Below are 16,240 nucleotides of genomic sequence, written 5' to 3'. Positions count from 1 at the left end.
CTTATGGATTTGATCTATTTTTCACCAGTACCTTGGAATAGTATTGCTCAGCGTCCCCATTTTTTTATCAAGCAAGCTATTATTTTCGGTTTTAAAAATATAATTTGGATTAACCCTACTCCATCAAGATTTCCTCAGTTATCTGACTTTAGACGTTTAGTTTCACCGTTTGAGGCAAATAGTTTCGAGGTTCCTGATAATATTAAAATAATAAATCCTAGACTGGTTCCAATTGAACCAGTTAATTTTATATATAGAAAATTAAATAATAGGAAAATGAACAGTATTGTTCATGAAATAAAATCCCATATAGAGTCTGACATTTGTCATGTTGTCATAGGTAAGCCCTCATTACTTGCTATCCATTTACTTGATAATTTTGAATATAAGAGTAGTGCATTAGATGTAATGGATAATTTCCCTTGTTTCTTCAAAGGTATTGCCAAACGAAGTGTTAGTAATATATTGAACAATATAATAAGTCGAGTTGATAAATGCTTGTACTCATGTTCAGCATTGAAAGAAATATATGCGCTTCCCGATGAGAGTTCATTGCTTACGTTAAATGCATGTGATAGCCAATTTTTTGAAGCTGCAAGTAAGTTTCAACGCCTAGAAAAAAAATCAGGAAAATTAATTTTTGGCTATGTTGGAACAATTGCTGCTTGGTTTGATTGGGAGGCGGTATGTGGGTTAGCAAAACGCTATCCTGAATCAGAAGTCCGTATTATTGGGCCTAATTATGTGTCCATTCCTAATGGACTGCCTAAAAATATCAAGCTATTTCCTGCAGTTGAACATTCTGCGATCGGTGGCGTAATTTCTGATTTTGATTACGGTATTATCCCATTTAAAGTTAATGAACTTACCGATTCAGTTGATCCCGTAAAGTATTATGAATACCGAGCTTATGATTTACCTGTGATTAGTACACGATTTGGACAAATGTCCTCCAGAATTGAGGCTCAAAGTGTGTATGATTTTCAAACATTTGCAATTGGGAAAACTATAAATGCTGAAAATACTGTCACTTGGCCAGAACGATTCATACCATTTTTTAGTCAGTTATCCTTATGAAACTTAAATTAATAAGTAAGCTATGATGTACTCCATCATACTAGGTTAATAATATGCAAAAATTTAAAGTATTATCTGTTTTTGGAACACGTCCAGAAGCAATTAAGATGGCGCCGGTTGTAGAAGGGCTTAAACAGGATAACCGTTTTGAAAGCAAAGTTTGTGTAACAGGTCAACATCGTCAGATGTTGGATCAAGTACTTGAACTGTTTGGTATCCAGCCAGAATATGACCTGAAAATAATGAAAGCAGGCCAGGATCTTACTGATGTGACGTCTTCTATACTACTTGGATTGCGTAGCGTTTTGCAGGAGTTTAAGCCAGACTACGTTTTAGTACATGGTGATACTGCTACGACTTTGTCGACTACTTTGGCAGCATACTTCCAACAAATTAAAGTAGGTCACGTTGAAGCAGGGCTTAGAACCAAAAATATATACTCTCCATGGCCTGAAGAAGGGAATCGTAAAGTTACTGGCAGCCTAGCAAATTTACATTTTGCTCCGACTTCTACCTCTCAGAATAATTTGCTAGCAGAGAATGTTCCTGCAGATACGATTGTTGTAACGGGAAATACGGTGATCGATGCATTATTTATGGTTCGTGACAAGTTAAATAATGATCCGGAACTGCAATCTTGCTTTGTAAAGCAGTTTGATTTTCTTAAAACAGGACGACGTGTTGTCTTGATCACTGGCCATCGCCGAGAAAGTTTCGGAGGTGGGTTTGAACGTATTTGTCAAGCTGTCTCTGAGCTTGCAACCAAATTCATTGATGTTGATTTTGTCTACCCAGTGCATCTCAATCCGAATGTACGAGAGCCTGTTAATCGCTTTCTCTCTGGCCAACCAAATATATTTTTAATTGAGCCTCAGGATTATCTACCATTTGTTTATCTTATGGATCGTTCAGATGTTATATTGACAGATTCGGGTGGCATTCAAGAAGAGGCTCCGTCACTGGGCAAGCCTGTTTTAGTTATGCGCGATACGACAGAAAGGCCTGAAGCGGTCGAGGCTGGAACTGTAAAGTTAGTTGGTACCGATGTAAGCCGTATTGTCAATGAAGTTTCTATTTTACTTACTGACAATCAAGCTTATAAGAAAATGAGTGTCGCACATAATCCATACGGTGATGGTGCGGCCTCCCAACGAATTCTTGATGCCATAGCACGAAAGTTAAACTAGATTATTGGTAACTAGTTTATTAAACCGTTATCTTTAGATGAGTATTTTTCTATAAACTTTAGCTGGTAACGAATTGAACTACACCAATACCAAATAAAATGTTTAGAAAATACGCTTCTATTTTGATGTGATGCATAGTGAGTGGCTTTAATGTTTGGAATATAAAAAACATTAAAGCCATTTTTATTGGCTCTTGTACAAATGTCTGCATCTTCAAAGTACATGAAGTAACGTTCATCAAAGCCATTTAAGGCATGATAGCAAGCAGCTTTAAATAGAAGGAATGAACCTGCCGCCCATTCAATTCTGATTGGTTTATCAATCACACTTTTATCGTATATGTCGCTTCGCTTAATACCTAAAAGAGATTTAATTGGGGCAAGCAGCTTTGGATAATGACGAATCGAATTATCATAGACAGTAAAGTGTTTATCTCTATAAAGGTTTATTGCAACAATGTCTGTAGATAATGACGCAGCTTCAATAAGTAGTCGGTCAATACTTTCTAGTGTAATTTCGACATCTGGATTCAAAACTAAGAAGAAGTCATTTTCATGCATCTCGAGTTTATTTTTTGCATAGTGATAAACTTCATTGTTATTAGCACCGAAGCCCTTAAATGATGTACCCTGTAATAAGGAAATGCGATTTTGAATACAATATGCCGTGAGTTCTGGTGAGGCTAGAGTGTTAGACTTTAAAATTACATGGTGCTTTGTTGCCAATTGCTGAAGTGTTGGATTATTTATGATCATCTGATCATGGTTGTGGTTAACAACAGAAATAAAAAGTTTCATTAACAGCAAAACTCATTTGGTTTATAACCCGTAGGTGCATCAAGTAAAAGACGCTTAATACATTCCACATCAAAATTATGACAGCATACATCAAGTTCCGTGAGTAGGTCTTCCATTGCATCCCAACTCAGTTTTTCTTCACATGCCGTCATGATCTTTTGATGGCTAGTACCTTCCACATTCTCTCCGATAAGTAGCTCTTCATAGAGCTTTTCTCCTGGGCGCAAGCCAGTAAACTTGATCTCGATATCGCCTTCATCACTTCTTCCATCGCAGAATTCTTTCATTCCCATAAGATGAATCATACGTTTGGCGAGATCGACGATTTTTACTGGTTCACCCATATCGAGGACAAAGACTTGCCCATTATGACTCATCGCCCCAGCTTGAATGACAAGCTGAGCGGCTTCTGGAATCAGCATGAAATATCGGATGATATCAGGGTGAGTTACCGTTACTGGTCCACCTTCGCGGATCTGTTTTTTGAATAGAGGTACGACCGATCCTGAAGAGCCTAAGACATTCCCGAAACGTACCATGGTAAAAATGGTTGCACTGTTTTTATCGGCTAGGGCTTGTAGAACCAGCTCTGCCATCCGTTTGCTTGCACCCATGATATTCGTTGGCCGCACGGCTTTATCCGTTGAAATCAGAGTAAAGTTTTTTACGCCAGCGTCTATAGCAGCATTGGCACAGGCTAATGTTCCAAAGACATTGTTGCGAATGCCTTCGATAACATTATCTTCAACGAGGGGAACGTGTTTATAGGCTGCAGCATGGTAAACCGTTTCAACTTGATGAGCTTGCATGAGTTTTTTGACGCGATTTTCTCGTTGTACTGAGCCAAGTGCCGCAACAATTTTCGTATTGAGTTTTAAGTTCTGTTTGATCGCTTGTAATTCCTGATCGATGGCATACAAGTTATATTCATTAAGTTCAAATAACACTAAGGTTTTAGGTTTTTGAGCCAAGATTTGTCTGCATAACTCTGAGCCAATCGAACCTCCCGCTCCAGTGACCATGACGGATTTTTCAGTAATGTTTTTTTGTAACAGCGCTAAGTCGGGTTCAACCGGTGCGCGGCCAAGCAAATCGGCGACATCGAGATCTTGTACATCAGTAGATTTTGCGCGTCCCGCAGCAATATCTTCCACTGAGGGAACAGATTGAATCTCAATAGGCCAATGAGAGAGGCGTTCAAGCAATTTTATACGTGTATTTTTACCGATATTATTTATGGCGATCAGCAGTTTTACAGGTTCGTAAAGATTTCTGAGTGATTCAAATTCGCTGCTGTGATGTACACGCACCCCAAAAATAATTTGTCCCGCTTTGGCTGGATCATCATCTAAGAAGATTACCGGGTGGTACTCATCACCTTGAATGAGAGCATAGGCAAGATCTCGCCCTGTTGAACCTGCACCATAGATAAAAACATTTGGTTTCTGACGCTTGTAATAATGGTAATAGATGGTGCGAATAAAAATTCTAGGCCCACCTAAAGTCAGCGTTGCTAGGCCGGCATAAATAAAGGGGACGCTGCGGGGAATAAAGGCCTGAAAGAAAAAGCCGCTCAGTGCTAGCGTCACCGCAGAAATGATGACAGACAAAAAGATATAGCCGATCGCAGGCAGCATCATATAACGTAGCACTGCGCGATACATACCGAGTCGGACAAAGCAGTAGAGAGTGACCCCTACCGTTGTCATCATGCTCAGAAACTCTGGGAAGCTAAACGTGAATGCTAAAGTATCTAAGCGTAGTGCGATGGCTGCATAAAGGGAAAACATCAGCGCAAATACATCATATAGCAACGTTATCATACGCTTATGATGACGCTGTGCGCTTAAGAGCAGTTGAATAGGGGTAAACATTGCTTAGCAGCTCGCCTTATAATTAGCCAACCCAACGGGTTGATATTGTTATGCGTTATATTAGTATCGCCCGAATTGTAGTTTGCTTGAGTAGCGTTTGCCAGACTCATGATGCTGATCGTTGACATAGTTTTGTAAAAAGATAGGGTAAGATGGAACCAGATAATCAAACACCATTAAAAATACTTGTGACTGGAGCATCTGGCTTTGTCGGTTTGCGAGTACTCACCCAAGCGCAAAATATAGGGTATGCACTGGTTGCGCAATCGCGCAGCCAACAACCCTATTCATTTGAGCAGGTATTGCTTGATATCACACCAAATACAGATTGGGAGAGAGCTTTAGTCGGTGTCGATTGTGTAGTTCATTGCGCCGCTAGAGTTCACCAAATGCAAGAAACAGAAGCGGATGCCCTTAAAGCGTATCGTGATGTGAATACACAAGGCACTCTGAATTTGGCGAAGCAAGCAGTATCTGCTGGAGTCAAAAGATTTATCTTTTTAAGCTCAATTAAAGTCAACGGTGAGCAAACCAAAGCTGGGTCTGCTTTTCAGCATGATGATCAACATATTCCCTCTGACCCTTATGGCTTAAGTAAATATGAGGCGGAACAACAGTTATTAGAGCTCGCAGCAGAAACTGGACTTGAAGTTGTGATCATTCGTCCCCCGTTAGTGTATGGCGAAGGGGTTAAGGCTAACTTCCTTTCTATGATGAATTGGGTCAAAAAGCAGATTCCCTTACCTCTTGGTGCGGTGGGGAATCTGCGTAGTCTGGTGTATTTAGACAATTTAGTCGATCTAATCTTAGTTTGTTGCCAGCATCCCAAAGCTGCAGGGGAGATTTTTTTAGTTTCAGATAACCACGATGTTTCTTTGACCACGCTTCTTAGAACTATCGCCCAAGCAATGCAGATTCGACCCCGATTATTACCCATTCCACAAACCGGACTGCAGTGGTTACTGAGGCTATTGGGTAAGCCAGAGCTGGGGCAGCGCTTATGCGGTAACTTACAACTGGATATCGCTCATACCCAAAAAACACTACACTGGTCGCCACCTGTGAGTTTCGAACAGGGCATAGCGCGCACGGTAAATTTCTACTTATCTCAATCATCTAAGTGATAAAGACATGGTTATTCGATTTCTTGATTTTATTTTTGCTCTAGTTGGGCTGTTGTTACTCTGGCCTGTGTTATTGATTGTGTGCATTTTGGGCTATTTTGATACTGGCTCCCCTATTTTCTGCCAACAGCGAGTCGGTAAGAATCAGCGTCCATTTACCCTCATTAAATTTCGAACCATGCCAAAAAATACGGCGTCGGTGGCAACCCATTTGGTTGGTGCTTCTTCTGTCACTAGGCTCGGTCAGTTTCTGCGCAAAACCAAGCTTGATGAGCTTCCACAATTGATCAATGTGCTTAAGGGGGAAATGAGTTTAGTTGGGCCTCGACCTTGCTTGTTTAATCAACAAGATCTGATTGTTGAACGAGAATCCCGAGGAGTGTTTACCGTTCTCCCTGGCATTACGGGACTGGCTCAAGTAAACGAAGTGGATATGTCGACACCAGTAAAGCTTGCAGAGCTTGATCAACAGATGATTCAAACGCTGAATTTAAAAAACTACTTTACGTATATCATTCAGACCGTTTTAGGCAAGGGAGCGGGTGATCGCGTTAAACCATAACAATCAAGCCGTCCAGTTGGACGGCTTGGATATTTATATGCGGTTCGGTTACTCTTGAACAGAAAGAGGCGATGGAGTGGTTTTTGCGAGTTGCTCCGTGTCATCCCCTCCCTCTAACCGCCATACCAACCTTTGGTTTTGCCCGCCGTAATATTGATTGACGGCGTTATCTAACCAACCGCGGACATAGTTAATCGAAACAAATAGACTTAGGCGTTCGTAGGGTAGGGCTTCGCCATTCAATAAACGGGTATTTTTGGTGTCGGCCATGGCGGCGATAATGCCCACCAAATCACCTCGGCTATTAAACGTGCCACCTCCGCTCATGCCAGCCTGAATGGGCGCGTCCATAATGCTTGCTGGGCACTCTTTAAAGTAGCGATAATTCACAAAGTTAAGATCCATACGATAATGACCGTATCCAGAAATCACATTACCCGTACTATTAACACCGTAAGTGGTGACGGGTTGATCTTGATAAACCAGCCCCATTTTAGGAAAGTTCTGGCCGCGGTTATCGGATTCTACCAAGGCAATATCACAGGTGGGGTGATAGGCGATCACTCGGTCATAATTCAATTTGGCGACATGAGCTGCCGTGAGGCTTAAATTCTCGGTGATCGGCACGCTTGAGCCATAGCCGAAATAGATCAGAGGGATGCCCGTCATCTCAAAGTCGATTGCTGGGGCATTGCCATTTGCCACTTTGTGCAACTGACCATTGCTGTGAGCACAACCTGTGAGAGTCAGTGCGATAGCCAAAGGGGCAACAAACAAACGAAAAAAAGTTTTCGATGAAAATGCATCAAAATTGAGAAGGTGCATAGAGCCCTCCTGAAAATTCTCATTGTGATAGTGAGATCAAGATGCGCATTCAAGATCGATTTTTACTGCTCCTTATGAGTGTAGTTGCCTCTGCAAAATTTGCTATGCGTCTCATTTTGTCATTCATTTAGTGATTTATGAGTCATTAAATGGTCAAAATGCAACCCTATGAAATAAAGATAAAATTATTAGTTACATGTCATAAAAATGACGGTTTTTGTTGCAAAAAAAATCTTAGTTTTAAGGTAATAAAAAGCCCTGCATGAAAGCAGGGCTTAAAACATCAGGGTTTAGGCTTACTCGGCAATCGGCTGAATAGGGCGGGTAAACCAAGGTGCGCGAGCATCGGTCATATCAAACAGAGTATGTTGACGTCCTAACATCTGTCCGCCATCGCGTTGCAGTGGCAGCCAAGAAATGTTCACGCGCTCGGTACTTGGACGAATAGTCATCAAATCCAATGGAATCGAAATATAGAAACCCTTGGAGAAACTCCCTTCACCAAACTCTTCAGCAGAGAGATCTGTCTTAGTCGCAAAGGCTCCAGCTACCACACCGCTGGCGAACTGCTTAGAGAAATCGATCGTAAAGCCGATATCCTCTGTCAAATACCGTCCCGCACTCAGTTTAAGCAAGGTGTTATCCAGCAATGACCAAAATTGCGGCTGCCAATAGAGGGTCGCATGTCCAGTCACCGTACCCGTTTGCACTCTGTACTCCTGTTTGCCATCTTTTTGTCGCTCTTGCTCATACAGACCAAAAGTCGAGCTAGGATCGCGCTGCTTAACATAGTTACCGTTCACTCCGATCGCCCAATTCTTACCAAGTGGACGATACAAAATCTCACTACCTACACCAGCAAACATGGTTTCCAGATAGCCGGCATACGCCTGACCATAGAATTGATTCCATTGGTCAAAGTAAGTCAGCTGCAAATTATCCACCCGTACCACTTCTTCATAGTATTGGCGCGACAACGTACGCACACGTTTCAAATCCGTACCATCGGGCGGCACCGTGTATTTGTACTTGTCGTAGTTATCGGTCAGGTTGCCATAAAGCGTGCCTGAAAATAGCCAGTGATCGCCGGCTTTATAACGGGCATTTGCATTGACCCCAATCGCGTAGAGGTAGAAATCTTCTGAACCACCGAACGACTGCTGTAACACAGGAGAAAAACCAAAACTCCAGCGCTCGATTTGCGCGGCTTTTAGGTCACCCGAAATCGGGGCCGGGTTACCGGTTTGTTTGGCATCATCCAATTTGGCATCCGGATAATCGCGATCGGCAATGCGCTTGAAGGCGGCACTGTTTAAGCGAGTCTCGGTTAATGGCTGATCTTCACCCGTTTCAATAATGCGATAAGTTCTGGCATCAATGCCCGTATTGGCAATCAAAGTGGCGGCTCTTTGCTCTGCCTCTTGGCGGTCACGGTATTTCACCTGTGCCCCTTTCACCGTAACGCTATCTGCCGCTTGATACACTTCCACCGATTGATAGCCAGCCACCGTCGCCAAATCTTGGCTTAAGCGTTGCCATTCTTCATCCGTGAGTTCGGTTTTGCTTGGTGCTGGCTGGTAAGTCGGCGCGGGAGAATCGACCCATGTGGGTGTAAGAGCGGCGACGTTAGTACCGAAAGTCACCCCCGCAGTAAACGTATTGCCGCGTTCATAACTCAGGCGTAAATCTGCCCAGTCAGTGAGCGCGTAAACCACCCCAAAGTTCCATGGTGTATCGACGGGCATCGACTGCTTGCCGCGCGTGACCGGAAAATCACTGCGGTAGTCATTGCCATCGTATTCCACCTTTAGGCGTAGCGGTTCAAAAGGCGTTTGATATTCCACGCCTCCAAACAGCGCAGTACACCCCGTAAACATTCGGCCGAGATCAAACATCCCGCCTTTGCCGCCGTAGCTACCATCACGCCCACAGTCGGGTGTCTTGGATTTATCGCCAGTGAGATTGGCGCGATTACCTAAATAACCCCAGCCAACACCCAAAGTAAAATCGAGCGAGCCAAAATTCTTGCTCGCCACCAAGTACTCGCCATCAAATAGGCCTGTACCGCCGACATCGCGCAGACCCAGCGAAATCTCAGGTAGCCAGTAGCTCTCTTCCCATAGGCGCAATTTGGCATCAATCGATTTATCCGTGTACTTAGTGTCACCGCTAAACCCTGAATCGCCACTGTACAGCAGCTCATGCACTTGGGTATAACGTACCGTTGTTTCTAGCCACGGGAACAGTTGCAGCGAAACCGCGTAGTGAATGTAATCATCATTGTTGGTCACCGCGAGGCTCAGTTCGCCTTCGGGCATCATGCGCGCACTCGGCATTTGAATCAGCCCCGCGCCGCCAAAATCCGTTTGCGAATGGCGCAGCTGCGGATAGCTGAATTCATCGGCGTTGGCATACCTTGGCACCAACAACGCACTGCTGACCACAACGGCAAGCAGTGAGAGAGAAGTATTAAGTTGAGGACAGCGGCCAGTTTTCATAGCGGTAATCTATTTCTCAGCAGTTCGATCACTAACTGATTAGCGTCAGTGCTTGGAGTATCAGGATAAAAAGAAGAGTCGTGCAGCGGCATAGGCACGTACACAATGGCCCCAGGGGCAACTTCAGCAAAGGTCATATTCCAATACGCCACCGAATGTTTTTGCACCACGCCATCGGGTTGAATCACCACAATTTCACTGATCTGCTCATCGACTAAACCGGCGGCTTGCGCATAATCCTTAGCCGATTGACGACCTCGCCACGTGACATCTCCGGGCTTTTTCACCGCCCCGTAAACGGAAACTTCCGCCACTCTCGGATTGAGCGTTAATAACCATTGGCCGTTTAGGCGTGGGTTATCTTGCGCGGCAAGCCGTGTCCAATCAGGATCGATTGGGGTAAAAATACGCTTTGCAAACGCAGAAAGGCGTAATTGATCGCGCAGCGTTTCCCATAACACTTTTTGCGTCATGGGCGCGGCAGATTGCTGATGCGCCAACACCAGTAGCACATGCTGCTTAAACGAGAACGGATGACTTAAATCGAACAGCCCTGCGCTTGACCACTCCACATCCAATGTACTGAGTTGATAATGTTCCAGCGTTTGCATGACCGCTTGATCAAGGCGAATTGGCTCCTCAAAGCGCAACTGAGTGGCGTTGCCAGCAAAGCGCGTTTCTAGCGTAGTCACCAAAGGTGCGGCAAACAGTGAGTGAGCACTGAGCCCGCCGACCAACGTAATCAAGGTTACCCAACGTTTCAGCATTAGATGCCTCCTTGATTCAAATAAGATTTACCCACCGCGAGGGCATAACGGTTCAAGCCCGGAGCCAATTGTTGCTCGGTCGCGACGACCGCCCCTGAAGTCGGGTCGATCCAGTAATAGTTGTGATACTGCTGATCCAGCGCTGCAATCGTAATCTGCTCATTGAACAGCAGCAGAGAGCGAGATTCGCCATTGGGCAACTGCTTGATTTGCTCGCCTTCACTCACAAAACGAGATTGCGCCAAATAGTGAAAGTGATAGCCGGGTTGCCAGCTCAAATAGAACTCCCAATAGCGCGGCGTACTCGCGTTATGTAGCCCTAATAGCAAAGGATCGACAGAGTGAGATTCAATATTGACTAAATTTCCGCCACCCAAATTAAGGGTTTTGGTAATTCGTCCCCCTTCGGTCACCACCATTTCCTGCCCGGCCGAGATCCATTTCAACGCGGTATGTGTATTATTTTTCGCCGGTTCAGCCCAAGCCAAAACCATTAAAGCCAGCGGGTTATCATTTTGCTGAATATAGATACTTGCGTAAGGAATACTGGCGACTTTTTCTGCGGAAATAACAGGCTGTTCTGGCCCGAAAATGGCGAGTTGCAAAGAGTCAGATAAATGCTGCGCATTCTTTGCACATCCGGAAAGAAGAAATAACTGACAAAGAAATAAATAATATATTTTGCGCATGAGAGGTTGATCTAAAAGTTTATAAGAAAACAACCGCATTACGCGGTTGTTTTAAAGGTCAGATTACTGCGCCGCTGTAACAGTGGTCGTAGTGCCTGTACCTGAGTTGCTTGATGCTACTGCAGCAATTGCAACCGCCGCTGCAGTGATACCCACTGCCGTTGCTGTTACTGTACCTACTGCCGCTGCACCTGCAGTACCACCGCCTGCTGCAGAGGTAGAAGCTGTAGTGGTAGTAGAAGTGCTAGAAGTTGTTGTTGCTTCTTCTGTTGCTGCTACTGCTACACCACTAAATGCAAACATCCCCAACAACACAAGTGCTGTTTTTTTCATAGTCTTCTCCATGAAAGATATTAATTACATCGATGTATATCCGCCTTAATCGCGGACGACGCAAAAGATAAACAGAATTGCTTTTAATGTAAACAAAATAAAGGGGTCTACAGTGAAAGATATTAATAATAAGGATGTAATTTGCGAGTGGAAATGAACTAGTAAATTGACAAAATATAAGCTTCACAATCCTAGGCAACCTCTGTATGATTCCGCGTCAAATTACGCCATTTTAGTGGCTTTTCGGCTCATTCGAAAAATTACATTTTGCTGATGTTTTAATCATCAGTTGGGTTTTTTGTGAAATTGCTCGCAATAAATAGACCTGACTCATAAAAATAAGGAATATCCGCGTTGGGAGGAACGACACCTCAGGGCGGTAGCATAGGAAAAAGCTGCAAACAGCTTCAAGTTATTTAAATCGGAATCGCAAGGTTGTTCGCGTGTCAAAGAAGTATCTACTTTTACTCATTCTCTCTGCTGGGCTAACCGGTTGTAGCATTCCCGGCGCTCATCTTCCTACGGGCGATAAAAATGTCGCTTGGGAAGCAGAAGAACAAGAGTCGTTCTCAGCGTTAGTCAACGTTTACCCGGTCACGCCTACGCTGATCAAAGAGCTTAAATACCAACAACAAGCGGTGGTCACGCAACCTAACCTCACTTTAGAGCAAGACATTGCTCACTATGAGTACCGCATTGGTGCGGGGGATGTACTGAACGTCACGATTTGGGATCACCCAGAGCTGACCATTCCTGCCGGCTCATACCGCAGTTCTGCTGAAGCCGGTAACTGGGTACACGCCGATGGCACCATCTTCTATCCCTACATTGGCCAAGTCAGTGTAGCGGGGAAAACCGTGACTGAAGTGCGTACCGTGCTGGCGGAAAAACTCGCCAAGTTCATTGAAGCGCCGCAAGTGGATGTCAACGTGGCGGCCTTCCGCTCGCAAAAATCCTACATCACAGGTGAAGTCACAAGCCCAGGCCAGCAGCCGATTTCCAACATTCCTCTGACCTTGCTTGATGCCGTTAACCGTGCTGGTGGTATCACGAAAGACGCTGACTGGCGTAACGTCACTTTGACTCGTAATGGCGTGGAAGAACAAATTTCACTGTACGCACTGATTCAAAAGGGTGACTTAACCCAAAACCGTTTACTGCGTGATGGCGATATCGTGCATATTCCGCGTAACGATGCACAAAAAGTGTTTGTGATGGGAGAAGTGAGCCAGCCACAAATGCTCAAGATTGACCGCACCGGGATGAGCCTAACCGAAGCCTTAAGCACAGTCGGCGGCATCAATGAAGCAGAAGCCGATGCCACGGGTATTTTTGTTATCCGTAGTAACCAAAAGCACAGCAATCAAAACGGTATCGCGATGGGGCAAGACGAGCCAATCGCCAACATCTACCAACTCAATATTCAAGATGCCACCGCGCTAGTGATGGGCACTGAGTTTGAACTGCGTCCTTATGATGTGGTGTACGTGACTGCTGCGCCAATTTCACGTTGGAACCGCTTGGTGCGTCAGCTAATCCCAACCATCAGTGGCTTCAATGAAATCACCGAAGGTGCGCTACGCGTTAAAAACTGGCCTTAATCTCTTTCGGTCGGTAATCTTTTTCGGTCGGTAATTTCTTTCGAACGGTAACTGAAATTCCCCTCTGCAATAGAAGGGGGTGGATTTAAATTCCCTCCCCTTTTAGGGGAGGGTTAGGGTGGGGTAGTTCACCAGCACCAATGCCTTGGTGATAAAGGTTGAGTGAAGTGGGAAACAATACCAGGGAAACCGCATGAAGGTCGTTGATATATAAGGGCTGCGGTGATGCTTAGAATTAGCAACCAATGCTTCCTTAATCTCAGTTTTTTGATGTAACCCGATGAAATTTAAGATCACCTTGTAGATCATTTCAGTTGTTTTGTAATTGCTCCTAGACAATACAGGAGCCTAAATATGAGCGAGTTAATCAACCCATTTATGCATTTCCAAATCATTAAAGACTACCGACAAGAAAGCAAAGTAGAACACAAATTATCAGACATTATTTTGCTGACAATTTGTGGTGTTTTGTCGGGTCACGATGGCTGGGATGGCATTATCGATTTTGGTAATGCTCGCTTAGATTTCCTTAAACGATATGGTCACTTTGAAGCTGGAATTCCTTCTGCGGATACCCTGTCTCGCGTGATGGGTATGATTAATCCTGTCGCTTTGCAAAGAAGCTTCATTGCCTGGATGAAGGACTGCCATACACTGACGGATGGTGAAGTGATTGCCATCGACGGTAAAACATTACGCGGCTCTTATGACCGCTCAAAAGGCAAGGGAACGATCCATATGGTGAACGCTTTTGCTACAGCAAATGGAATGAGCATTGGGCAACTGAAGGTTGATTCTAAGAGTAACGAGATTACCGCGATCCCCAAGCTACTTGACTTGCTGGATGTAAAAGGCTGCTTGATTACAATTGATGCAATGGGCTGCCAAAAGAAAATAGCGCAGAAAATCCTTGATAAAGAAGCGGATTATTTATTGGCGGTCAAAGGCAATCAGGGAATGCTTGAGCAAGCCTTTGATGATTATTTTCGAATGGACATGCTTCAAGATTTCGACGGTAGTTCTTATAGTACTCAAGAAAAAAGTCACGGAAGAATAGAAACGAGAGTGGCTTTAGTGAATCGCGATTTGTCGGTTTTGGGTGATATTGAACATGAATGGCCTGGGCTTAAATCAATGGGCATCGTGGCTTCAATTCGACAAGAATCGGCAGTAGCAACAGAGCAAGATGTGAGTATTCGTTACTACATATGCTCTAAAGAATTGGAAGCTCAAACGTTACTTGAAGCGACACGTTCTCACTGGGGTGTAGAGGTCATGCATTGGTCACTTGATACTGCATTTTGTGAGGACAATTCGCGTATTAGAGCGGACGATCGAGCAGAGGCTTTTGCAAGGATCAGGCAGATATGTTTGAACCTATTAAAGAGTGAAACCACGTTTAAAGGTGGTATCAAACGTAAACGGATGAACTGCGCAATGGACGAAAAGTACCTAAGTAAGGTTCTTGAAAGCCTTACGTGACGGTGATGTTCATGCGGTTTCCGTGGAAACAATACCCCCTCCCAACCTCCCCCTAGAAGGGGGAGGAGCAAAACACTCTCCTTTGGGGAGCTTAAATTCCCTCTGCAATAGAAGGGTGTGGATTTAAATTCCCTCCCCTTTTAGGGGAGGGTTAGGGTGGGGTAGTTCACCAGCACCAATGCCTTGGTGATAAAGGTTGAGTGAAGCTGGAAACAATACCCCCTCCCAACCTCCCCCTAGAAGGGGGAGGAGCAAAACACTCTCCTTTGGGGTGCTTAAGTTCTCTCTGCAATAGAAGGGTGTGGATTTAAATTCCCTCCCCTTTTAGGGGAGGGTTAGGGTGGGGTAGTTCACCAGCACCAATGCTTTTGTGATAAAGGTTGAGTGAAGCAGGAAACAATACCCCCTCCCAACCTCCCCCTAGAAGGGGGAGGAGCAAAACACTCTCCTTTGGGGAGCTTAAATTCCCTCTGCAATAGAAGGGTGTGGATTTAAATTCCCTCCCCTTTTAGGGGAGGGTTAGGGTGGGGTAGTTCACCAGCACCAATGCCTTGGTGATAAAGGTTGAGTGAAGCTGGAGACAATACCCCCTCCCAACCTCCCCCTCGAAGGGGGAGGAGCAAAACACTCTCCTTTGGGGAGCTTAAATTCCCCTCTGCAATAGAAGGGTGTGGATTTAAATTCCCTCCCCTTTTAGGGGAGGGTTAGGGTGGGGTAGTTCACCAGCACCAATGCCTTGGTGATAAAGGTTGAGTGAAGTGGGAAACAATACCCCCTCCCAACCTCCCCCTAGAAGGGGGAGGAGCAAAAGCTCCCCGCAGAGGGAAAGCATGTACAGGTATCAAAAAATCGCGGTGTGGCGGTTGAGAAAATAACAAACACAATTAAACTCAACAGCCCCAATTGTTCACAAAACCAAGAAACACCATGTTCAACAACATATTAGTCGTCTGCGTTGGCAATATCTGCCGTTCACCGATTGGTGAACGATTACTAAAACAACAACTGCCTCATAAAAATATCGCTTCTGCTGGTCTCGCCTCTGAAAAAAGCCGACTTGTCGGCAAATCGGCTGATGATATGGCAATCCAAGTCGCACAAGAACACGGTGTCTCGCTGGATGGCCATCAATCACAACAGCTTACCCCACAGCTTTGCAGTCAATTTGATCTCATCCTCGTGATGGAAAAAGGGCACATCAACGCCCTGAGTGACATCGCGCCCGAAGCGCGTGGTAAAACCATGCTGTTCGGACAATGGATTGGTCAACGCGACATTCCCGATCCGTACCGCCAAAGTAAAGAAGCGTTTGATCATGCCTACGCGCTGATCGAACAAGCGGCCGCGGCTTGGGTAAAAAAACTCTAACCGAACGGGATACTTAACCTGCTCATTCACACCCTTTGTTGGGTGTAGCGGCGTTT

At 44.8% G+C, this 16,240-nt stretch carries 14 protein-coding genes; 7 read left to right on the top strand and 7 right to left on the bottom strand.

Annotation, left to right across the window (positions count from 1 at the left end):
- Positions 1–3: 3 nt before the first annotated feature.
- The gene (locus R4537_RS17690) at positions 4–1,077 is read left to right on the top strand and encodes a glycosyltransferase family protein (protein ID WP_033933088.1); all 1,074 of its coding nucleotides are present in this window, start codon (positions 4–6) and stop codon (positions 1,075–1,077) included.
- A 53-nt stretch (positions 1,078–1,130) separates the two neighbouring features.
- Positions 1,131–2,264: a non-hydrolyzing UDP-N-acetylglucosamine 2-epimerase gene (wecB, locus tag R4537_RS17685; protein WP_071178172.1), complete on the top strand. Its 1,134-nt coding sequence runs from the start codon at positions 1,131–1,133 to the stop codon at positions 2,262–2,264.
- A gap of 11 nt (positions 2,265–2,275) precedes the next feature.
- On the opposite strand, the gene R4537_RS17680 is transcribed toward wecB, so the two are convergent.
- Positions 2,276–3,061 (bottom strand): glycosyltransferase family protein, encoded by a 786-nt coding sequence (locus tag R4537_RS17680; protein ID WP_071178173.1) that lies wholly within the window; start codon positions 3,059–3,061, stop codon positions 2,276–2,278.
- Complete coding sequence (locus R4537_RS17675) at positions 3,061–4,935, bottom strand: polysaccharide biosynthesis protein (RefSeq protein WP_071178174.1); 1,875 nt, start codon at positions 4,933–4,935, stop codon at positions 3,061–3,063. Before R4537_RS17675 ends, R4537_RS17680 begins: the two co-directional genes overlap by 1 nt.
- A gap of 152 nt (positions 4,936–5,087) precedes the next feature.
- On the opposite strand from R4537_RS17675, the gene R4537_RS17670 reads away from it, so the two are divergent.
- A complete protein-coding gene (locus tag R4537_RS17670) occupies positions 5,088–6,059 on the top strand; it encodes a UDP-glucose 4-epimerase family protein (RefSeq protein ID WP_071178175.1) in 972 nt (323 codons plus the stop codon).
- 7 nt (positions 6,060–6,066) lie between these two features.
- On the top strand, positions 6,067–6,621 hold the full coding sequence (locus tag R4537_RS17665) for a sugar transferase (RefSeq protein WP_000236732.1): 555 nt from the start codon (positions 6,067–6,069) through the stop codon (positions 6,619–6,621).
- 48 nt (positions 6,622–6,669) lie between these two features.
- Here the strand turns inward: R4537_RS17665 and R4537_RS17660 are convergent, their stop codons facing one another.
- The 5 genes from R4537_RS17660 to R4537_RS17640 all read right to left on the bottom strand — a co-directional run bounded on the left by R4537_RS17660 (position 6,670) and on the right by R4537_RS17640 (position 11,733).
- Positions 6,670–7,446 (bottom strand): S1 family serine peptidase, encoded by a 777-nt coding sequence (locus R4537_RS17660; RefSeq protein ID WP_071178176.1) that lies wholly within the window; start codon positions 7,444–7,446, stop codon positions 6,670–6,672.
- A gap of 296 nt (positions 7,447–7,742) precedes the next feature.
- Positions 7,743–9,944, bottom strand: a complete 2,202-nt coding sequence (locus R4537_RS17655; RefSeq protein ID WP_071178177.1) for a YjbH domain-containing protein — start codon at positions 9,942–9,944, stop codon at positions 7,743–7,745.
- Positions 9,941–10,711, bottom strand: coding sequence for a capsule biosynthesis GfcC family protein (locus R4537_RS17650; protein WP_071178178.1), 771 nt, complete (start codon positions 10,709–10,711; stop codon positions 9,941–9,943). The genes R4537_RS17655 and R4537_RS17650 overlap by 4 nt, the downstream gene beginning before the upstream one ends.
- Entirely contained in the window at positions 10,711–11,400 is a 690-nt protein-coding gene (locus tag R4537_RS17645; protein ID WP_071178182.1) for a YjbF family lipoprotein, read from the bottom strand. The genes R4537_RS17650 and R4537_RS17645 overlap by 1 nt, the downstream gene beginning before the upstream one ends.
- A gap of 63 nt (positions 11,401–11,463) precedes the next feature.
- The gene (locus R4537_RS17640) at positions 11,464–11,733 is read right to left on the bottom strand and encodes a hypothetical protein (RefSeq protein ID WP_000750467.1); all 270 of its coding nucleotides are present in this window, start codon (positions 11,731–11,733) and stop codon (positions 11,464–11,466) included.
- Between the two features lie 443 nt (positions 11,734–12,176).
- Between R4537_RS17640 and R4537_RS17635 the strand changes: the two genes are divergently transcribed.
- The 3 genes from R4537_RS17635 (at position 12,177) to R4537_RS17625 (ending at position 16,184) form a co-directional block, all read left to right on the top strand.
- Positions 12,177–13,334: a polysaccharide export protein gene (locus tag R4537_RS17635; RefSeq protein WP_000039770.1), complete on the top strand. Its 1,158-nt coding sequence runs from the start codon at positions 12,177–12,179 to the stop codon at positions 13,332–13,334.
- Between the two features lie 354 nt (positions 13,335–13,688).
- Positions 13,689–14,816, top strand: a complete 1,128-nt coding sequence (locus R4537_RS17630; protein ID WP_071179253.1) for an ISAs1-like element IS1358 family transposase — start codon at positions 13,689–13,691, stop codon at positions 14,814–14,816.
- Positions 14,817–15,743: 927 nt separating this feature from the next.
- On the top strand, positions 15,744–16,184 hold the full coding sequence (locus tag R4537_RS17625; RefSeq protein WP_000482885.1) for an arsenate reductase/protein-tyrosine-phosphatase family protein: 441 nt from the start codon (positions 15,744–15,746) through the stop codon (positions 16,182–16,184).
- Positions 16,185–16,240 lie beyond the last annotated feature (56 nt).

The sequence above is a fragment of the Vibrio paracholerae genome (assembly GCF_037672085.1).
Taxonomy (GTDB): Bacteria; Pseudomonadota; Gammaproteobacteria; order Enterobacterales; family Vibrionaceae; genus Vibrio; species Vibrio cholerae.
Note: the sequence above shows the minus strand (reverse complement) of the source record. Positions and strands in the feature narration are given on the sequence as shown.